Source organism: Azonexus sp. (assembly GCF_049652925.1).
Classification (GTDB): Bacteria; Pseudomonadota; Gammaproteobacteria; order Burkholderiales; family Rhodocyclaceae; genus Azonexus.
Genome location: NZ_JBASFI010000040.1, coordinates 469,592 through 487,934 on the forward strand (window position 1 = coordinate 469,592; position 18,343 = coordinate 487,934).

The window sequence follows — 18,343 nt, forward strand, 5'->3', positions numbered from 1 at the left end:
CGGGCCGATCATTGCACAATGTTACGCATCATCTCCCTGAATCTCAATGGTATCCGCTCTGCCTGGAGCAAAAATGTCTTGCCCTGGGCGTCTTCTCAACACGCTGACATTTTTTGCTTGCAGGAACTGAAGGCCCAAATACCCGACTTGACTTCGGAAATGATGACTCCGGATGGCATGCAGGCCTTCTACCACTGCGCCGAGAAAAAAGGTTACAGCGGCGTCGGGATTTGGAGCAGACAGAAACCAGACCGTGTAGTCGAGGGTTTCGACGGAGGCGAGTTCGACGCCGAGGGGCGCTATATCCGGGCGGATTTCGGGAATCTGTCGGTGATTTCGCTTTACCTGCCCTCTGGTTCTTCTTCGCCTGAGCGGCAAGAAGCCAAGTTCCGCTTTCTCGAAGTGTTTCTGCCGCACATGCTCGCATTACGGGCGGAAGGGCGGGAAATAGTCCTGTGTGGCGACTGGAATATCGCGCATCAGGCTATTGATCTGAAAAACTGGAAATCGAACCAGAAAAATTCGGGTTTCCTGCCAGAGGAGCGTGCATGGCTCAGCCGGGTGTTTGATGAACAAGGTTGGGTTGACGTCTATCGATCCCTTTACCCTGAAGCTGGCGAGGCCTGTTACACCTGGTGGAGCAATCGTGGCCAGGCCTGGGCGAAAAATGTGGGGTGGCGGATCGATTACCAGATTGCCACGCCGGGTATTGCCGCTACAGCCCAGAAGGCTGAAGTCTACAAGGCCGAGCGATTCTCCGACCATGCCCCGCTATTAATTGATTACGACTTCAAATAAGCATTCATGCGAATTGATTTCGCTGCGCCGTAGGGATAATCTGTATCTCTGCTTAACTCACTAACGAGGTTAAAAATGTCCGAAGAAATGACTGCAGCCAACAAGGAAAAGTTGGTTACCGATTTGAAGGTAGTGATCTCCGACACCGAAGAGTTGCTGCGTGCCACCGCCGGTGCTGCTGGTGAAAAAGTGAGCGAACTGCGTGAACGTCTGGGTGTTCGTCTGCGCGATACCAAGGAGCGTGTTCTCGATCTGGAAGCCGCGCTGGTCGACAAAACCAAGGCCGCTGCGCGCGCTACCGATGATTTCGTACACGAAGAGCCTTGGAAAGCCGTCGGTGTTGCTGCGGCACTGGGTCTTGCCCTTGGTGTGCTGATCGGCCGTCGCTAAGCGAATGACCGAACAAGCAGGCGGTGAAGCGGGTCGCGAAGGCCTCTTCGCCGCGCTGAAAGGTAGCGTTGCGACGCTGATCGCGATCGCCAAGACGCGCGCCGAACTCTTCGTTACAGAGCTTGAGGAAGAAAAACTTCGTCTCATGTCGCTCTGGTCGAAGGCGATCGGCGCCGCGTTTATGCTCGCGGTCGGGGTTGTCTTGGCGATTTTTTGTCTGTCGCTGGCTTTCTGGGAGCACCGGGTTTTGGTGTTGGGCATCTTTGCCGTGATATTCATTGGCGGTGCCTTGTATCTGATCGCTTCCCTGAAACGGCAGACCTCTCAGCCCAGCAAAATGTTTCGGGCGAGCCTGTCTGAACTGGAAGCTGACATGGCCCTTTTGCGTCGTTATCGCAACAAGTCTGAATGAACCCGAAATTACTGGAGTTGGCTACCCGGCATGGTGCTCTCAAGGCCCGTATCGATGAGCAGCGCCGTGTTCTTGCACACCATTCAGTGCCACTTGAAGCGGCTCTTGCGCACGGCGATGCTGTCCTCAAGGGCGTAGATTGGCTCAAACACCATCCAGTTGCTGTCGGTATAGCTGTTTCGGTCGCCGTCATTGCCCGCCCGCGGCGGGCTTTGCGCTGGGCTCGGCGTGGTTTCTTTCTGTGGCGAGGCTGGCGGGCCATCCGGACTACCCTGATCGGTGCGCGTTAACCGTGGGTGAATCGGTGGGTGACGAAACCGCGCTGCCAACCTGGTGGCGTCAGATGGTTTCTTCTCAGCGGCGGCAGGCACGCAGGGTTCTGGCCGAGCTGCTTGCGACGCGCGGCATCATGCCGCTGTTGATGAAAGTGCGCAATGGTGGCCAGTGGACGCCGGATGAAAAGCTGGAACTTATCCGGCATTTGCGCCGCTTGGTCCGTCTATCGCCCTATCTGATCGCCTTGCTTTTACCGGGATCTATCCTGTTTCTGCCGATTTATGCCTGGTGGCTGGACCGGCGTCGGGTCAGGCGGGACGATTAGTATTTGCTGCGGTCTCGTTCCATGGTGCCACTTTCAGTAATAGCACCATTCCCGGAACGGCCAGTGCCGCACATAACCAGTAAAAACTGCTCCAGCCCAGCGTTTCAACCAGCCATCCGGCCGAGGCATTGATGAAAGTGCGCGGCACGGCGGCCAGGCTGGTGAAGAGCGCCATCTGTGTGGCTGTGTAGGCCGGGTGGGTCGAGCGTGCGATGTAGGCGACGAAGGCTGCGGTTCCCAGACCGACGCCCAGTGCCTCGAGGCTGATGACAAAGGCTAGCGCGATGCGCTCTTCGGCGCCGATGTTGGCATAGTGTCCTTGCGATGCCAGCCAGGCAAAGCCGAAAATGGATACCAGTTGTACAGCGCCGAACAGCCATAGTGCCCGGTTGATGCCCAGTCGTATCATCCACAAACCGCCGAGCAGGGCGCCAATTACGGCTGGCCAGAGGCCGGCATGTTTGGCGATGAGGCCGATGTCAGTCTTGGTAAATCCCATGTCGAGATAAAACGGAGTGGCCAGCGCCGTGCACAGGCTGTCCCCGAGTTTGTAGAGGAAGATGAAGCCGAGAACCATCAGTGCTCCGCGCCAACCTTGTCGCCCGATGAATTCGTGAAACGGCTCTGTAACTGCCTGGCGCAGGGTTTTGGGAGCCCCCTTGATGAGTGGTTCGCTGACCAGCCAAGCCATCACCATGCCGGGGATCATGAAGGCGCCGGTTATCCAGAAGACTTCGTTCCACGGCAGGCGATCTGCAAGAATCAGCGATAGCGAACCGGGGATCAGGCCGGCAATACGATAGGCGTTGACGTGAACTGCATTGCCAAGGCCCAGTTCGTTATCATTCAAAATCTCGCGTCTGAAGGCGTCGACCGCAATATCCTGGGTGCCCGACAGGAAGGCGAGCAGCGCGGCGAGCCACAGGATCGGCCAGATACTTTCTTTGGGATCGAGCCCACCGAGCGAACCGATAACGAACAGCAAGGCAATCTGGGTCAGCAGCATCCAGCCCCGGCGCCGGCCAAATCCGGGAACGCTGAAGCGGTCAAGGAGCGGCGACCAAAGAAATTTCCAGGTGTAGGGGAACTGAATCAGGGCAAAAAAACCGATGGTCTTCAGATCCACGCCTTCGCTGCGCAGCCAGGCTGGCAGCAGGTTTAGCAAGAGGTAGAGTGGTAGTCCGGAACTGAAGCCGGTAAAGATGCAAATCAGCATCTTCCGGCTGAGCAGAGCGGCAAGCCAGGTTGGCATCAACGGTTTTGCGTCAGGCGATAGACTGCCAGGCTGCCGAGAAAATTGACCTCGCTGGTAACAGGATTGCCTTCTTCGTCAAGAACACTGCGTTCGCGGATGATCAGTCCCATTTTGTTGCACAAGTCCTCGAAATCGAGAAGGGTGAAGAAGCGCACGTTGGGCGAGTCGTACCACTGGTAAGGAAGATCCTCGGAAACCGGCATGCGGCCATCAAGTACCGAACGCAGGTTCTTCCAGTAGGCAAAGTTGGGGAAAGAGACCACTGCCTCCCGCCCGACGCGCAGCATTTCGCGCAGGATTCCCTCAGTGTGACGAACGGTTTGCAGTGTGCGGGACAGCACGACGTGGTCGAAAGCCTGATCGGCAAACTCGTCGAGGCCGCGCTCCAGGTTGCCCTGAATAACATTGATGCCGTTCTTGATGGCAGCGAGCACGTTGGCATCATCGATTTCGACGCCGACACCCTGCACTCCGCGCAGGTCGATCAGATGTTTGAGCAGCGTGCCGTCGCCACAGCCAAGATCGAGCACACGATGGCCAGGCTCAATCCAGCCAGCGATCAGTTCGAAATCAGGGCGCCCCAGGGTATGCGTCATAGCTTGATATTCCGCAGATAGGCATCGACCACGCCGTGATAGTGGGCGTCTTCCATCAGGAAAGAGTCGTGACCGAAATTGAGGTCGATTTCGGCATAGGAAACATTGCGTCCATTGGCCAGCAGGGCAGCGACAATCTCTTTCGAACGCGCCGGGGTGAAGCGCCAGTCAGTCGTAAATGAGGCAATCAGGAAGTTTGCCTTGCTGCGTGCCATGGTGGCAATCAGGTTGCCGTTGTCCTCTCGCGACGGGTCGAAATAGTCGAGCGCTTTGGTCATCAGCAGATAGGTATTGGCATCGAAGTAGCCGGCGAACTTGTCGCCCTGGTAGCGCAGATAGGATTCGACCTCGAATTCGACATCAAAACCGAATGAAAACGCACTATTCCGCAGTTCGCGGCCGAATTTTGCACCCATCTGGTCGTCGGAGAGATAGGTGATGTGCCCGAGCATCCGGGCCAGGCGCAGGCCGCGTAGAGGTCGCGTGTTGTGTTCATAGTAATTGCCGCCATGGAAATCCGGGTCGGTCAGGATGGCCTGGCGGGCGACATCGTTGAAAGCAATATTTTGCGCCGACAGCTTCGGCGCAGCCGCGATGACGATTGCATTACGCACCCGCTCCGGGTAGGTGATACTCCAGCGCAACGCCTGCATGCCACCCAGACTGCCGCCCATGACGGCGGCCCAGTTGTCGATTCCAAGCCGGTCGGCCAGTCTGGCCTGGGCGTGCACCCAGTCGTTGACTGCAACGATCGGAAAATCGGCTCCCCATGGTTTGCCGGTGGCCGGATTGATCGAGGACGGCCCGGTCGAGCCATGGCAACCACCCAGATTGTTCAGGCCAACGATAAAGAATTTGTCGGTATCCAGTGGTCGCCCAGGGCCGATGATGTTGTCCCACCAGCCGATATTTTCCGGTTGGTCAGCGTAATAACCAGCGACATGATGATGGCCGGAAAGCGCATGGCAGACCAGGATGGCATTCGACTTTGCGGCATTTAGCGCGCCATACGTCTCATACACCAGGTCGTAGGCCGGCAAAACTCCGCCGCTGCGCATATGCAACGGCTGGTCGAAGTGAGCGCGCTGTGATTCGACGGCGCCGACGGATTGTCCTGGCATGCTGTTCCTGAATACAAAAACCCAGTTGGCCTTAAACGTGAACTCGTCGGGCGAACTGGGTGGTTCCCGTTTTAGCTGAATTTATTTGGCGCCCGCAATCAGAGCTCAAATCGGCGCAGCTGGAGTGTTTCCAGCGTCGGGAGACAATACCGAGCAGGGCGCAAAAAGTCAATGTGACGATCTGCTTATGCAATAGGTGGTAGCGTGCTCAACATTTGATAAAATCCCAAGAAAACAAATTTCTAGAAAGCTTTGGCCACAATGCTGGATCAACGGCGGCATCAACGGATTCGTTTCGGCAACTTGCCTAAAGTCAGGATTGGCTTCGGGGGGGCGATTGGCGAAGGGCTAATCGAAAATCTATCCCTGTCCGGACTAATGGTGCGGACGGAGATGCCGCTCGAGATTTCGCACAACATCGGTTGTGAATTTCGGGTTTTTGGCTCGCCGTTGATTGACGTTCCGGCTGCGGTTGTCAGCCGGGTCGGCAATATGTTTGGCGTTCGCTTCCAAACCGGGCCGATCAATCAGATTCTTATCGACGATGCCATCAACGCAGCATTGGCCTCGGGGAATGCCTCGATTCTCGGCGTTCGCGAGCTAGGGGGGAAAAAAATCATGCGCATTACTGGCGGCCTTGGTAACTCCCTGCGCAATGATTTCATGCATGCCTTAACGAGGGTAGGGGTCGACGAAATTGACCTCGAGGGCGTTACCGTGGTCGATCAGGCAGGATTGGCCTTGTGCCTGGTTGCCTGTAACCGGCATGGGGTAAAGCTCGGCGCGCAGTCTCAGTGTTTTTCCGAGGCCTGGAAGCTGGCTTTGGCGGTGCCGGGTGAGATCGAAAAAATGGAGACGCCGGGGTTGTGACCGGTAAGACAGGCAAATTACCATGCGCATCGTTGGCTATCGTGCTGGCGGGGGCGGGGATGAGCGGCAATGCCTGGTCGGTTGACGAGGATGCTTATTTCAGCGAGTTGCCGATCGTGGCATCGGTCAGCCGCTTGCCACAGAGACTGGCGGATGCCCCTGCTGCGGTCACGGTTGTCGACCGCGACATGATCAAGGCTTCCGGGGCGCGCGATCTGAACGATATTTTCCGCTTGGTGCCAGGCTTCCAGACCTATCCGAACAACACCGAGGCCGCGCGGGCAACCTATCACGGTCTGGGCGATGGCGATTACGCGCCCCGGGTTCAGGTGCTCATTGACGGGCGTTCAATGTTGTCGCCGCTGTTCGGGAGTGGCGTCAATTGGGCCACGTTGCCGGTCGCGCTGGAGGATATTGAGCGGATTGAGGTCGTGCGCGGCACCAATGCTGTCTCCTATGGCAGCAATGCCTTTCTTGGTGTTATCAATATCATCACGGTTGATCCTGCGCTGGTTCGGGGAACATCTGTGTCCACCAATTACGGCAACCAGAATGTCCGCGACTACACATTCAGGATGGGCGGCAAGATCGGCGAGGTTGGGGATTTTCGTTTTACCTATCGACATCAGAATGATGATGGGCTAACCGACCGGCACAACTGGATTGACTCCTACAGGACTCGATTGTTCGATTTTCGTGCGGATTTTGTCCTGAGTGAAAGAGATAGTCTGCAATTCAGCGCAGGGCAAATCGAAGGTGTTACGCAGAGTGGCCGACTGGACAAGGCAACATTGTTGCCGGATCCGACGAATCCCTTTCGTGACGTGAAGCAAACTGATAGTTACGCCCAACTATTGTGGCGTCGTGCCCTGTCGAGCGATTCGGACATTCAGTTACGCTATTCGTACGTGAATGATGAGTCTACTGACGCATTTGTTGTTGCTTTGCCAACTTTGGCGCCCGTAAACGTCAATCAGTCCGGTGATCAGGGAACGCGGCACGAAATCGAGTTGCAGCACAGTTTGCATGCTTTCGAGACTGCGCGATTGGTCTGGGGGGGGAGTTGGAGAGCCGACGCGCTGCGCTCGGAGTGGACGCTGCGTAATCAGGGAACCGTGCGGCGCGATGTCGGACGAATTTTCGGCAATGTCGAATGGAAACCGGTTAAGTGGTTTACCGGTAACGTCGGCCTTGCCGGCGAGAGCGACTCGTTGGCCGGGGCGCATGTATCGCCCCGGATCAGTACCAATTTTCATTTCAATAACCAAAATACTGTGCGCCTCGGCGTTTCACGCGCCTATCGCACCGGGAGTATCCAGAACTATCGCGGGCACGAGGAAACGCCGATTCCGAATGTGGGCCCCTACCGCCCATACTATGAGTTCGTCTATCGAGGAACTCCGGATATGGCGGCGGAGCGGCTCGATACGCTGGAGATCGGTTATCTGGGTGACTGGCGCGACTGGCGCTCCAGTCTTGATGTCCGGCTGTTTAGTGAGAGGGTTTCAAATCGTCTGTACAGGATGGATTTGGGGGCCGGCGATCAGGATGTCCCAAAATCGACAGTGCCGATTCAGGATGTCCGGATTGCAGGTCTGGAGTACCAGTTCAAATGGCAACCGTTTGAGTCGACACGCCTGGTGTTAAATCAGACATTCGCGCGAATCACCAGTGATTTTCTGGCATCGGCACTGGCGTACCCGAATTCCGAGCTGTCTTCTTCTCCGAAACGGCTTGATGTGGCCGAGTTTACGGAAAATTCAATGCCCAGCCGTGCAACATCATTGATGTGGATGCAGAAATTACCGCTGGGTCTCGAGTTTTCCCTGATGGGCTACGCGCAGCAGGCCATGCAATGGTCGAGCAACACCGTATCGCTCAAGTACCGTCGGTTGGACGCCCGCTTGGGTTACCCGTTTCGCGTTGGGGCAATCGGCGGTGAACTCGCTCTGACCATTCAGAATCTGAACGGTGCGCACAACGAGTACAAATCACCAAAACCCACCGACAGCCAGCTTGATGGACGCATTGTCGAGCGTCGTCAGTGGGTCAGCCTGCGTCTCGATTTCTGATGGGGTTTCTGGCGGGCTAGGCGGAGCGCATGACTGCGCCCTCGAGCCAGACGTCAAAAGGTTCGCTCGGGGCGATGGCCTTGCCTTCGGCAAAATCGACTCCCAAGCTGCGAAGTTGTTCCAGCGTATCCAGATCGTCAACACCGTCGGCGATCGTGTGGATGTTCTGATCTGCGGTAATTTCCTGAACAGCCCGCAAAAGTGCCGTGGAGGCTCGATTTCCACCCAGTTCGCGGGTCAGGCTCCTGCTGAGTTTGACGTAGCTCGGTGTGATGCTGCGCAAATGGGTGAATGATGACAAGCCACCACCGAAATCGTCCAGGCCAATCTGGCAGCCAAGGGCACGCATCTGGCGGGAAAACTCCATGGCTTGGCTGGTGAGGAGCGTCAGTGTGTCTTCGGAAAATATGAAGCACAGCCTGTTTCCCGGCAAGTTGCGGCTACTCAGGCTGCGCGTGATGAACTCGACTGTTTCGCGGTTGCCAACGGAGGCGCGGGAAAGAGGGACAAGGCAGTGCAGCTGTTTTTGCTGATTCTTGGCGCGCGACAGTGCCGCGATGGCCGTTTCGATCAGCCGTTGGTCAATGGCCGGTGCGAGATCGTAACGCTCAGCCGCATCGCTTAGTGCAGCGAGCGTCACTGGTGGCTGGCCGGGCTCGTTGAGGCGTGCCGTCAATTCGACGAGATGGTTGCCTGACGGATGTTGCAGGGCGCGCAAGGGCATGGCTTCGACAAGAAGCCTGTCATCGGCCAGGGCGCTGGCAATGCGGCTGGCCCAGTTGGCAGTTTCCTGGCGACGATCGGGGATGAGCTGTGCCTCCTGTTCGCAAACGCGGTTACGACCGCTTTCCTTGGCCCGATGGCAGGCGGCATCGCCGGCGGCGAGCACTTCATTGATGTTGCGAACTTTGCGGTTGACCGTGGTCAGTCCGATGCTGGCGCCGATCGCGAAGACCTTGTCCTGCCAGATAAAGCGGTAGGCCGCGGCGAGGCCACAGATGTCTTCTGCAACCTGGTTGGCGCGTGGGCCACTGCAGTTGGCCAGCATGATGCTGAATTCGTCGCCGCCGAGGCGGGCCAAGGTATCTTCTTCACGCAGACGACCCTGAAAGAGCAGGGCCATCTGGCGCAGCAATTCGTCGCCGGCCAGATAGCCACAATTGTCGTTGACCTGCTTGAAGCGGTCGAGGTCGAGGAAAAGCACGGCGAATTCATCACCGCCAGCCTGAACACTGGCCAGTGCTTTCTCCAGCCGATGTTCGAATTCACGACGGTTGAGGAGGCCGGTAAGTGCATCGTGCCGGGCCTGGAAGGCAAGCTGGGCCGTCGCTTCCTCGATGCGGGATTGCATCGAAAAATGCACCTCCTCGATATGCGTGGCCATTTCGTTGAAACCGTTTTCGAGAATGCCGATTTCGCCACTCGATGTTGCGGGCACGCGGATATCCAGTCGGCCTGAGGACATCCCGTGAATGGCCTGGACCAGGCGCATCACCGGCCGGGCGAGATTGTCAGCCATGGCGATGGCGAGTGCGGCCAGTATGAGCAGACCGGATAGTACGATCATCAACCCGCGCAGCAGCAATTGGCGTTGCCGGTTGGACAGTTCGGTCTTGTCGAATTCGACAAAAACGTGGCCGATGATTTCCTGGGAAATGACCTTGTTGTCGGCACTTGGCTCGAACAGAACATCGGATTCGCTGATCGAGCGTTTGACTGGGGCGGCAAAGGCAATCCAGAGGTCGTTTTCGCCGACCTGCATGGGTTCGCTCATGGTTCGCCGCAGTTCATCGGCGGCCAGCGAAACGCGTCCGCTGACGGCGATGGTGCGGCCTTTCTGGTTGACGATGACGGCAGCCTTGACCCCCGACTCCTGGACGGTAGCCTGGGCGAGTCCGTGCAGGCTTTCGAACTGCCCGGCGATAATGCCGTACTCGCTGACCGGCGCCAGATAACGGACCGTGGCCATGCCTTTGGCGCGCAATTCGCCTTCCAGCGTGCGGATGCCGCTGTAGGTGAAATAACCGACCAGCACGATAGCGATCAGCATGCTGGGCAGTAGTGTCAGCAGCAGCAGGCGATGGCGGAGGGTAAGGTGGCTCATCGGCCCTCCCTGTCGGCGACCATGGCACGCCGGATGGCGGCCTCATCGGTAATGTTGAGACCAAGTGACTGAGCGACATTGCTGTTGATGGCAATGGCGAACTGACTCGGTCCACTGGGGTTGGGCAGATTGGTGCCGTGCGCCACGATCATCTCAGCTGTCTGGCGGGCGATCTGGGCAGGTGTGCTGTGCAGCGCGGCGAGGGCGCCGGCGTTCACGAAGGCCGGGGAGTACCCGATGACTGGCCGCTGGTAACGGAAGGCGGTAATCAGAATCGGTTTGATATTGTTGCGATGGTAAATCTTGCTGTCGGGAACCGCGATCAGGACATTGGTGCGGCTGAGCAGGGAATTCAGTGCTGGCAGCAGCGTGCTGTCGGTGTCGGCATCTTCGCTATCCAGAAACAGTCCGGCGCTGCTGAGCGCCTGACGGTACTGTCCGGCGACATTTCTCGTTTCGCTGCTGAACAGCATTCCGACTCGTTTCTGGCCGGGGAGCAGATGATTGATGAAGGCTGCCTGGCGGGCTGGTGGCTGATCAAGGTAGATTGCTGTGCTGCGGCCGGGTCGGCGAAATTCGGCAAGAATCTTTTCATAGCTTTGCCGCGGCAGCAGGGTGGCAATGATCGGCGGGTTGTCGGCGCGGCCCAGCGTCTTGCGCAAGGCTTCGCTACCGACGGTAACGACCAGATCCACCTGTCCGGCCAGTATCGGGAGAAGACTGGCCTGATGTCTGGCTGAAATGCTCCAGCTTGTCCCGGCCAGCGCCTCTTCCAGCGTACCCGAAAAATCGGAATAGGCGCCTCCCTGATCGCTCAGGACGAGCGCAACAGTTCCTCCCCAAGCCGGCAGGGCAAGGGAAAACAGGGAAATGAGGGCAAGCAGGACAAACCTCGGCATTGCCCGAATATTGCCTTAGCGACTATGCCAAAGCAATTGTGGTTTTACACAATTCAGGGATTTTTGATGAAATTTCGGAGCTCATCCGTGATATTTGTCACGGGCATGGCAAAAGCGAATTTCTTGATGACCGAGCCATCCGGTCCGAGCAGGATCATGCCGGCGGAATGGTCGACCGTGTAGCGGTCGGGTGCGGTGCCCGGTTCGCGTACTTTGGCGTAGCGGATCTTGAAATTGTCCGCGGCGCGGCGGACCAGGGCTGGTGAGGCGGTCAGGCCGAGAATGCGGGGATCGAAGAACTCGGTGTAGGTTTTCAGGATCTTGCCGGTGTCGCGTTCCGGGTCTACCGAGATGAAGATTGGCTGGACACGGCTGGCGTCGTCGCCCAGTTGCTTGAGGATTTCGGCCATCTCGACAAGCGTGGTCGGGCAGATGTCCGGGCAGTAGGTGTAGCCGAAGGCGATGAGCTGGAAGCGGCCGCGGAAATCCTCGCTGGTGACGGAGCGGCCGTTCGGGTCCTGCAACAGGTAGCGCGGGTTGATTTCCTGGTTCACCTCATTGAGCAGCTCAAGGCTGTGGGTAGCCTGGGCGAAAGCCGGGCTGGCGCAGAGCAGGGCGAGGAGTAGCGCGCCGCGATGGATCATTTGGCTGCGGCGAAGCTGGTCTGCAGGCGTTTTTCGGCGGCGGCCATATTGCTGGCCAGTGTTGCGGCATCGGGGCAGGTGGCGCCCTTGCCTTGTTCCAGATAGGCGGCGTTGGTGGCGTTTTCGAAAACTTCGCCATAACCGCGGGTTTTTGGGGCAATGGTGATGACGGCGTTGCGGGCGCGGGCGACCAGGGCGGGTTGCTGGCAGGCGAGGGCGATGCCGTTGAGACGGCCGATGGCTTCGACGGCGGCTGTACCGTCATCGGCGGCCAGGCCGGTGTTGGCGATGGCGCACAGGGTCAGGGCGAGCAGCGGGGCGGCGATCTTCATGGCACGAATCCTCAAGTTTGAAGGACGATTATAGGGAAGCCGCCGTGGACGACCTTTTCACAGATCAAAAATGGCGAGTAATTGTGGCAGGCCTTCGCTGATCGCCACCGGGCCGGGGGTCAGGATGATGGCTGATTTGATTTCATGCATGTTTTTCCGGTTGACCGCAGGAATGGCGTCCCAGCCTGGCCGGGCGGCGACGCGTTCGGGGCGGAAGTGCTTGCCGCACCAGGAGCCGATGATGATGTCCGGGGCGCCGGCGATGACGTCTTCGGGTGTCGGCCGGCGATCCTTGGCCAGCGGTGAGCGGGCCTGTTCGGCGAAGATGTCTTCGCCACCGGCGATCTCGATCAGTTCGGAGGCCCAGCGGATGCCGCTGATCAGCGGTTCGTCCCATTCTTCGAAGTAGACGCGCGGCTTCTTGCCGGTTTTGGCGTAGCGTTCGGCCGCGATGGCGCGGGTTTGGGCGATCTGCGTTTCCAGTCCGGCGACGATGTCCAGCGCCTTGGCCTCGGCGCCGACCAGCCGGCCGACTGTTTCTACCATGCCGAGAATGTCCTCGACACTGCGCGTATTGAAGGCGTAAACCGGCACGCCGGCCTTGATCAGGTCGCGCGAAATCTCGCTTTGCAGGTCGGAGAAGGTCAGCACCAGATCGGGCTGCGTCGCCAGAATCTTGTCGATGTCGCCGCTCGTGAAGGCGAAGACCTTGGGCTTTTCCTTGCGCGCCTCGGGCGGCCGTACGGTGTAGCCGGAAATGCCGACGATGCGGTCCTGCTCGCCGAGGGCGTAGAGCACCTCGACGGTTTCGGTGGTCAGGCAGACGATGCGTTGCGGCGTGCGGCTCATTTGGCGGGTCTCCGGCTGCGGGCGACGTCGAGATGGGCGCAGAGCTTTTCGGTGCCGTCGAGGATGCGCGGCGTGTGGCGTTGCATGATGTCCGGGTTGATGTGGAAGAGGTTGTCGCGTTTGACGGCGGTCATCCGCGTCCATTTGTCCCAGTCGTGCAGCCATTCCGGCTTGGCATCGCCCATGCCGGTGGCGACGATGGCCTCTGGGTCGGCTTCGAGCACGGCTTCGACGGTGACGTTGGGGGCCATTTGCTTGAGGTGGCCGAAGACGTTGTCGCCACCGCAGATCTTGATGGCGTCGCTGATGATCTGCGGGCCGCCGACGGTCATCAGCGGCGTTTTCCAGATCTGGTAGAAGACGCGCACTTTTGGCTTGCTGGCATTGGTTGTGCGCAGGCTGTCGAGGCGCTTGCGGAAACGATCCGCCGTGGCGTTGGCGATGGCCTCGGTACCGGCCAACTGGCCCAGCCGTTCGATCTGGTTGGCGATGTTGTCGATGGTGTTCGGCTGCGAGACATAGACCGTCAGGCCGAGCGCCCTGAGTTTGTCGACCTGCGTCATGTTGTTGCCGCTTTCCCAGGCCAGCACGAGATCGGGCTTGAGGGCGGCGACGGCTTCTAGGTCGATGCGCGAATAGCCGCCGACGCGCGGCACTTTCTTGGCTTCCGGCGGGTAGTCGCTGTAATCGACGGTGCCCACCAGCTTGTCTCCGGCGCCGGCTGCGTAGAGGCTTTCAGCGGCATGCGGGGCGAGGGTGATGATGCGTTTGGCCGGCGCCTTGAGGCGGACTTCCTGCCCGCTATCGTCCTTGACGACGAGATCGGCATGGACGGCGGTGGAAACGAGCATTGCCACGGTCAACCGGGAAAAAGGGCCAAATTTCAAATGTTTCTCCAGGCAGAAAGGGCGTCGGTCAAGCGCTGCCAGCCGGCTTCGTCGCCGGGCAGGCCGAAACGCAGCAGCGGTTGCTGGTCGTAATGGCGGGTCAGGATGCCTTGGCGGGCAAGGGCTTCGTGCAATTCAGCCGAGCTGGCGCTGGTCAGCGTCGCGAACAGGGCGGTCGATTTGACCTCGCCGAGCGGCGCCAGCAGTTGATGCAGGCGGGTGCTGGCGGTGATCAGGCGAGGCCGGGTGGCGGCTTGCCAGGCGCTGTCCTGCAGGGCCAGCCGGGTGACTTCGCGGGCCGGGCCGCTCACCGTCCATGGCCCCATCGCCTCGTTCATGCGGTGCAGGATGTCCGGCGCGGCGAAGACGAAACCGACGCGCGCCCCGGCCAGCCCGAAGAACTTGCCGATCGAACGCAGCACGATGAGGTTCGGCGCCTCGTCGGTGCCGGCCAGCGGCGTCAGGCTGTCCTCCGGCGTCGGGTCCATGAAGGCTTCGTCGATGATCAGCCAGCCGCCGCGTTTTTTAAGCTGGTGGGCGGCGTCGATGGCGATATCGCGCGGATGACGGTCGGCCGTCGGGTTGTTCGGGTTGCAGAGCAGGACGTAGGGCGTCGCCGTGGCCAGCGCGCGCGGCAGCGTGGCGTTCTGCAGGAAGCGCATTTTGTGGCCGGCCCGTTGCCAGGCTTGCGGGTGCTCGCTGTAGATCGGCGAAATGCAGGCCACCACGGCGCGCGGCAGTAGGGCTGGCAACCAGTGGATGGCGGCTTGCGAACCGGCGACGGCCAGCAGGTTGGGGTTGCCGAAGTAAGCCGCGGCGGCCGCTTCCAGTCCGTCATTTTCCTCGGGCAGGCGATGCCAGGCTTCGGGCGACAGCGCGGGCACCGGCCAGCCTTGCGGGTTGATGCCGGTCGATAAATCCAGCCAGTTTTCCAGCGGGATGTTGTAGTGCGCCGCGGCTTTGCGCAGGCCGCCACCGTGTTCAAGCATTGACGAATCCAATCACGAAAAAGATGGCCAGCCACAGCCACAGGCTGCGCCGGATCAGGGAAATCGCCCGGCCGAGGTCGGCGGCCACCGGAGCCGGGCCGGCGCCGAGCGGCGGGCGGATTTCTTCCTGCCCATGATAAATCGCCGCGCCGCCGAGCAGTACGCCGAGGCTGCCGGCGCCGGCCGACATGACCGGCCCGGCGTTCGGGCTGTCCCAGTCCGGCGCCTGCGTCCGCCAGCAGGCCAGCGCGCTGCGCGTCTGGCCGAGCAGGGCGTAGGTCAGCGCGGTCAGGCGGGCCGGAATGAAATTCAGGGCATCGTCGAAGCGGGCAGCGAAGCGGCCGAACAGGTTGAAGCGTTCGCTGCGGTAACCCCACATTGCGTCCAGCGTGTTGGCCAGCCGGAACAACACGGCGCCCGGCCCGCCGAGCAGGGCGAACCAGAACAGCGTGCCGAAAATGGCGTCGTTGCCGTTCTCCAGCACCGATTCGACGCCGGCCTTGGCGACGCCGGATTCGTCGAGCTCTGCCGTCTCGCGCGAAACGATCCAGCCGACGCGTTGCCGAGCTTCATCCAGCCGACCTTCCTGCAGCGGCTTGGCGATGGCCTCGGCGTGCTCGCACAGGCTTTGCGCGCCGATGGCGAAATAAAGCAGAACGACATCGACGGCAAACGGCGCCAGCGGCCGCAACCAGAAAGCCAGCGCCACCCACGGCCCGACGGCGAGCAGCCAGGCCAGAACGCCGCCGGCCAGGGAACGCCGGTTGAGCCGCTTTTCGATGGCCGAGGCCAGATTGCCGAAGCCGACCAGCGGGTGAAAGCGCGATACCTCGCCGAGCAGGCGGTCGAGCAATACGGCGCTCAGCGCGGCCTGCGGCATGGCGAAAGCGTCGAAACCGAGATTCATTTCGGAAAAATGCCCTTTTCCTGAATGTCGGCCTGCAATTCAGCCAATGCCACGGTCAACCGGGAATTTTGCCCAAAATCGGAATCGCCCCACTGCTCGAAATAAACCAGATCATTGATCGGCAGACGCGGCAGCCAGCCGGCCTTTTCGAGCTCCGGCTTGTCGTTGAAATGGCTGACGTAGCCGATGCACAAATAGGCAATCGGCACGATGTGGTGCGGAATGCCGAGCGCGTCCTGCAGCGCCTTCTCGTGGAAAATGCTCACCCAGCCGACGCCCAGCCCCTCGGCCCGCGCCGCCAGCCAGAGGTTCTGCACGGCGCACACGCTGGAGTACAAATCCATGGTCGGCATGTGTGTGCGGCCGAGCACCACCGGCCCGCTACGCGAGCGGTCGCAGGTGATGCACAAATTGATCGGCGCTTCGAGAATGCCCTGTAATTTGAGCTTCGAATAAATCTCGCGCTTCTCGTCCGGGAACATTCGTGCGGCTTCGTTATTGGCCTCGGCGAAGACGTTATGAACGCGCTGCTTGACCTCGTCCGAGCGCACCAGCAAAAAATTCCACGGCTGCATGAAACCGACCGACGGCGCATGGTGCGCGGCCATCAGCACGCGGCTGAGCAAGTCGTCCGGAACGGGCGTCGACAAAAACTGGCCGCGCACGTCGCGGCGGCTGAAAATGGCCTGATAAACCGCCGCCCGGTCGGCGTCGGAAAAAGCTTGCGCCTGCGGCGCAGAAAGATTTTCCATGGAGTCCCCTTCTGGAAAAACAAAGGCTGCAGTCCACGCCGCCCTCAAACGATCTCCCGGCCGGTCTTCTGACTCGGATTCAACCAAACGATGCGCCTTCCCGGCTTTCACCAGTGGCAAATGCATCGCCCGTCATCCTCACAGCGTTGGGCACGTGGCGGAGTCACACCGCCTTCCCGATTCTCCCCGGGATTTCTGCCACAGCCAACGCCTGACTTTGTCGACATCGCCTCGCCGTGCAAATTGCACTGTCTTCGGCTCGTCTTCGCGTCAGGCATTGCCTGTGGCAGAAATCCGTCACTGGGGCACCTGGAGATACCTCCCGAAAACAAATTCGGGAGCGCCGATGGTGCCATAATTACGCCCTTTTTACACCCCGGATCCGCCATGCCCTGTGTTTCCCTCATGGTCCAAGGGACCACCTCCGACGCCGGCAAGACGACGCTGGTCGCTGCGTTGTGCCGCATCCTGCAGCGTCGGGGCGTGCGTGTGGCGCCGTTCAAGCCTCAGAACATGGCGCTCAATTCGGCGGTGACCGTTGATGGCGGGGAGATCGGGCGGGCGCAGGCGTTGCAGGCGCTGGCTTGCGGGCTGGCCCCGCATACCGATTTCAATCCGGTGTTGTTGAAGCCGACCACCGATAAGAAGGCGCAGGTCATCATTCATGGCAAGGTGGCTTTCGATCTCGATGCCAAGGCGTATCACGACTACAAGCCGCGGGCGATGGGGGCGGTGCTGGAGTCGTGGGCGCGGCTGACGGCGGCTTACGAATGCGTGGTGGTCGAGGGGGCGGGGTCGCCGGCCGAGATCAATTTGCGTGACCGCGACATTGCCAACATGGGTTTTGCCGAGGCGGTCGATTGCCCGGTGATCATCGTTGCCGACATCGATCGGGGCGGGGTGTTTGCCCTTCTGGTCGGCACGCTGGAGCTGCTGTCGCCGACCGAGCAGGCGCGGGTCAAGGGCTTCGTCATCAACCGTTTTCGTGGCGACATCGCGCTGCTTGAATCAGGCCTGACCTGGCTGGAAGAGCGCACCGGCAAACCGGTTCTCGGCGTTCTACCCTATCTGCACGGCCTGATGCTCGATGCCGAGGATGCGATTGCGACTGCCACGGTCGACCGGAAAAAAACGCCAAAACTGAAAGTCATTGCGCCAGCCTACCCGCGCGTTTCCAACCACAACGACCTCGATCCGCTGCGTCTGCATCCGGAAGTCGATTTTCGCTGGATAGGCCCGGGCGAAACGCCGCCGGCGGCCGATCTGATTGTCCTGCCCGGTTCCAAGGCGGTGCGTGCCGACATCGACTGGCTGCGCGAAAAAGGTTGGGCGACGGCCGTTCAGAAACATCTGCGCTACGGTGGCAAGGTGGTCGGGCTGTGCGGCGGCTACCAGATGCTGGGCCGGATGATCCACGATCCGCAGGGGCTGGAAGGCCAGCCGGGCAGTACGCCGGGGCTGGGCGTGCTCGACGTGGAAACCACGCTCGAAGCCGAGAAGCAGTTACGGAATGTGAGTGGTCACTTGTCGCTGCCGGGCCGGCCGGCCATGACCGGTTATGAAATTCACCTCGGCGTGACGCGTGGAGCTGGACTCGTGCAAAGCGCCGTTGAGTTGGCCGACGGTGTCCGCGATGGCGCCATTTCGGCCGACAACCAAATCTTCGCGACTTATTGCCATGGCGTCTTCGATCACCCGGAAGCGCTGACCGCCTTACTTGCCTGGGCTGGCATGCAGGAAACCGAGCAGGTCGATTTCGCCGCCCGGCGCGAGGCCGATCTCGACCGTCTGGCCGATTCGGTCGAGGCGGTGCTCGATTGGGAAAAGATGGATGCCCTGTTGCCGCGCCACGCCGGCAGCTAACC

20 protein-coding genes and 1 riboswitch are annotated in these 18,343 nt (G+C 60.0%); of the genes, 8 read left to right on the forward strand and 12 right to left on the reverse strand.

Annotation, left to right across the window (positions count from 1 at the left end):
• Window positions 1–18 precede the first annotated feature (18 nt).
• From WBK19_RS20920 to WBK19_RS20940, 5 genes are all read left to right on the forward strand, one after another.
• Entirely contained in the window at window positions 19–798 is a 780-nt protein-coding gene (locus tag WBK19_RS20920; protein ID WP_511292997.1) for an exodeoxyribonuclease III, read from the forward strand.
• Between the two features lie 75 nt (window positions 799–873).
• Window positions 874–1,188 carry an ElaB/YgaM/YqjD family protein gene (locus WBK19_RS20925; RefSeq protein WP_511292998.1) on the forward strand — a complete coding sequence of 105 codons (315 nt, stop codon included), beginning with the start codon at window positions 874–876 and terminating at the stop codon, window positions 1,186–1,188.
• Between the two features lie 4 nt (window positions 1,189–1,192).
• A complete protein-coding gene (locus WBK19_RS20930; protein WP_511292999.1) occupies window positions 1,193–1,600 on the forward strand; it encodes a phage holin family protein in 408 nt (135 codons plus the stop codon).
• Complete coding sequence (locus tag WBK19_RS20935) at window positions 1,597–1,890, forward strand: YqjK-like family protein (RefSeq protein WP_511293000.1); 294 nt, start codon at window positions 1,597–1,599, stop codon at window positions 1,888–1,890. Before WBK19_RS20930 ends, WBK19_RS20935 begins: the two co-directional genes overlap by 4 nt.
• A 14-nt stretch (window positions 1,891–1,904) precedes the next feature.
• Window positions 1,905–2,201, forward strand: coding sequence for a hypothetical protein (locus WBK19_RS20940; protein ID WP_511293001.1), 297 nt, complete (start codon window positions 1,905–1,907; stop codon window positions 2,199–2,201).
• On the opposite strand, the gene WBK19_RS20945 is transcribed toward WBK19_RS20940, so the two are convergent.
• From WBK19_RS20945 to metX, 3 genes are read right to left on the reverse strand one after another with little or no spacing between them, the layout of a single operon-like run.
• Complete coding sequence (locus tag WBK19_RS20945; protein ID WP_511293002.1) at window positions 2,185–3,453, reverse strand: AmpG family muropeptide MFS transporter; 1,269 nt, start codon at window positions 3,451–3,453, stop codon at window positions 2,185–2,187. The genes WBK19_RS20940 and WBK19_RS20945 overlap by 17 nt on opposite strands.
• Entirely contained in the window at window positions 3,453–4,052 is a 600-nt protein-coding gene (metW, locus tag WBK19_RS20950; RefSeq protein WP_511293003.1) for a methionine biosynthesis protein MetW, read from the reverse strand. The genes WBK19_RS20945 and metW overlap by 1 nt, the downstream gene beginning before the upstream one ends.
• Window positions 4,049–5,173 carry a homoserine O-succinyltransferase MetX gene (gene metX, locus WBK19_RS20955; RefSeq protein ID WP_511293004.1) on the reverse strand — a complete coding sequence of 375 codons (1,125 nt, stop codon included), beginning with the start codon at window positions 5,171–5,173 and terminating at the stop codon, window positions 4,049–4,051. Before metX ends, metW begins: the two co-directional genes overlap by 4 nt.
• Before the next feature lie 261 nt (window positions 5,174–5,434).
• Between metX and WBK19_RS20960 the strand changes: the two genes are divergently transcribed.
• A complete protein-coding gene (locus WBK19_RS20960; protein WP_511293005.1) occupies window positions 5,435–6,043 on the forward strand; it encodes a PilZ domain-containing protein in 609 nt (202 codons plus the stop codon).
• Window positions 6,040–8,115, forward strand: a complete 2,076-nt coding sequence (locus tag WBK19_RS20965) for a TonB-dependent receptor plug domain-containing protein (RefSeq protein WP_511293006.1) — start codon at window positions 6,040–6,042, stop codon at window positions 8,113–8,115. The genes WBK19_RS20960 and WBK19_RS20965 overlap by 4 nt, the downstream gene beginning before the upstream one ends.
• Before the next feature lie 16 nt (window positions 8,116–8,131).
• Here WBK19_RS20965 and WBK19_RS20970 read toward each other — a convergent pair whose 3' ends face one another.
• Genes WBK19_RS20970 through bluB form a run of 9 tightly spaced genes read right to left on the reverse strand, consistent with a single transcriptional unit; the run spans window position 8,132 to window position 16,478 of the window.
• Window positions 8,132–10,219 carry an EAL domain-containing protein gene (locus WBK19_RS20970; RefSeq protein ID WP_511293007.1) on the reverse strand — a complete coding sequence of 696 codons (2,088 nt, stop codon included), beginning with the start codon at window positions 10,217–10,219 and terminating at the stop codon, window positions 8,132–8,134.
• A complete protein-coding gene (locus tag WBK19_RS20975) occupies window positions 10,216–11,118 on the reverse strand; it encodes an ABC transporter substrate-binding protein (protein WP_511293008.1) in 903 nt (300 codons plus the stop codon). Before WBK19_RS20975 ends, WBK19_RS20970 begins: the two co-directional genes overlap by 4 nt.
• A gap of 53 nt (window positions 11,119–11,171) precedes the next feature.
• Window positions 11,172–11,762 carry an SCO family protein gene (locus tag WBK19_RS20980; RefSeq protein ID WP_511293009.1) on the reverse strand — a complete coding sequence of 197 codons (591 nt, stop codon included), beginning with the start codon at window positions 11,760–11,762 and terminating at the stop codon, window positions 11,172–11,174.
• A complete protein-coding gene (locus WBK19_RS20985) occupies window positions 11,759–12,094 on the reverse strand; it encodes a hypothetical protein (protein WP_511293010.1) in 336 nt (111 codons plus the stop codon). The genes WBK19_RS20980 and WBK19_RS20985 overlap by 4 nt, the downstream gene beginning before the upstream one ends.
• A gap of 57 nt (window positions 12,095–12,151) precedes the next feature.
• Window positions 12,152–12,943 carry a cobalamin-binding protein gene (locus tag WBK19_RS20990; protein ID WP_511293011.1) on the reverse strand — a complete coding sequence of 264 codons (792 nt, stop codon included), beginning with the start codon at window positions 12,941–12,943 and terminating at the stop codon, window positions 12,152–12,154.
• Window positions 12,940–13,830, reverse strand: coding sequence for a cobalamin-binding protein (locus WBK19_RS20995; RefSeq protein ID WP_511293012.1), 891 nt, complete (start codon window positions 13,828–13,830; stop codon window positions 12,940–12,942). Before WBK19_RS20995 ends, WBK19_RS20990 begins: the two co-directional genes overlap by 4 nt.
• Window positions 13,827–14,819 (reverse strand): threonine-phosphate decarboxylase CobD, encoded by a 993-nt coding sequence (gene cobD, locus WBK19_RS21000; protein ID WP_511293013.1) that lies wholly within the window; start codon window positions 14,817–14,819, stop codon window positions 13,827–13,829. Before cobD ends, WBK19_RS20995 begins: the two co-directional genes overlap by 4 nt.
• Window positions 14,812–15,726 (reverse strand): adenosylcobinamide-phosphate synthase CbiB, encoded by a 915-nt coding sequence (cbiB, locus tag WBK19_RS21005; RefSeq protein ID WP_511293014.1) that lies wholly within the window; start codon window positions 15,724–15,726, stop codon window positions 14,812–14,814. Before cbiB ends, cobD begins: the two co-directional genes overlap by 8 nt.
• Complete coding sequence (bluB, locus tag WBK19_RS21010; protein ID WP_511293015.1) at window positions 15,723–16,478, reverse strand: 5,6-dimethylbenzimidazole synthase; 756 nt, start codon at window positions 16,476–16,478, stop codon at window positions 15,723–15,725. The genes cbiB and bluB overlap by 4 nt, the downstream gene beginning before the upstream one ends.
• 41 nt (window positions 16,479–16,519) lie before the next feature.
• A riboswitch (cobalamin riboswitch) is annotated at window positions 16,520–16,702 on the reverse strand.
• Between the two features lie 163 nt (window positions 16,703–16,865).
• Between bluB and WBK19_RS21015 the strand changes: the two genes are divergently transcribed.
• Window positions 16,866–18,341, forward strand: a complete 1,476-nt coding sequence (locus tag WBK19_RS21015; protein WP_511293016.1) for a cobyric acid synthase — start codon at window positions 16,866–16,868, stop codon at window positions 18,339–18,341.
• Window positions 18,342–18,343 lie beyond the last annotated feature (2 nt).

Bases quoted from the DNA above. Each gene is read 5' to 3' on its own strand.
- WBK19_RS20920 (WP_511292997.1), top strand. From the start codon at position 19: ATGTTACGCATCATCTCCCTGAATCTCAATGGTATCCGCTCTGCCTGG.
- WBK19_RS20925 (WP_511292998.1), top strand. From the start codon at position 874: ATGTCCGAAGAAATGACTGCAGCCAACAAGGAAAAGTTGGTTACCGAT.
- WBK19_RS20930 (WP_511292999.1), top strand. From the start codon at position 1,193: ATGACCGAACAAGCAGGCGGTGAAGCGGGTCGCGAAGGCCTCTTCGCC.
- WBK19_RS20935 (WP_511293000.1), top strand. From the start codon at position 1,597: ATGAACCCGAAATTACTGGAGTTGGCTACCCGGCATGGTGCTCTCAAG.
- WBK19_RS20945 (WP_511293002.1), bottom strand. From the start codon at position 3,453: ATGCCAACCTGGCTTGCCGCTCTGCTCAGCCGGAAGATGCTGATTTGC.
- metW (WP_511293003.1), bottom strand. From the start codon at position 4,052: ATGACGCATACCCTGGGGCGCCCTGATTTCGAACTGATCGCTGGCTGG.
- metX (WP_511293004.1), bottom strand. From the start codon at position 5,173: ATGCCAGGACAATCCGTCGGCGCCGTCGAATCACAGCGCGCTCACTTC.
- WBK19_RS20960 (WP_511293005.1), top strand. From the start codon at position 5,435: ATGCTGGATCAACGGCGGCATCAACGGATTCGTTTCGGCAACTTGCCT.
- WBK19_RS20970 (WP_511293007.1), bottom strand. From the start codon at position 10,219: ATGAGCCACCTTACCCTCCGCCATCGCCTGCTGCTGCTGACACTACTG.
- WBK19_RS20975 (WP_511293008.1), bottom strand. From the start codon at position 11,118: ATGCCGAGGTTTGTCCTGCTTGCCCTCATTTCCCTGTTTTCCCTTGCC.
- WBK19_RS20980 (WP_511293009.1), bottom strand. From the start codon at position 11,762: ATGATCCATCGCGGCGCGCTACTCCTCGCCCTGCTCTGCGCCAGCCCG.
- WBK19_RS20985 (WP_511293010.1), bottom strand. From the start codon at position 12,094: ATGAAGATCGCCGCCCCGCTGCTCGCCCTGACCCTGTGCGCCATCGCC.
- WBK19_RS20990 (WP_511293011.1), bottom strand. From the start codon at position 12,943: ATGAGCCGCACGCCGCAACGCATCGTCTGCCTGACCACCGAAACCGTC.
- cobD (WP_511293013.1), bottom strand. From the start codon at position 14,819: ATGCTTGAACACGGTGGCGGCCTGCGCAAAGCCGCGGCGCACTACAAC.
- cbiB (WP_511293014.1), bottom strand. From the start codon at position 15,726: ATGAATCTCGGTTTCGACGCTTTCGCCATGCCGCAGGCCGCGCTGAGC.
- bluB (WP_511293015.1), bottom strand. From the start codon at position 16,478: ATGGAAAATCTTTCTGCGCCGCAGGCGCAAGCTTTTTCCGACGCCGAC.
- WBK19_RS21015 (WP_511293016.1), top strand. From the start codon at position 16,866: ATGCCCTGTGTTTCCCTCATGGTCCAAGGGACCACCTCCGACGCCGGC.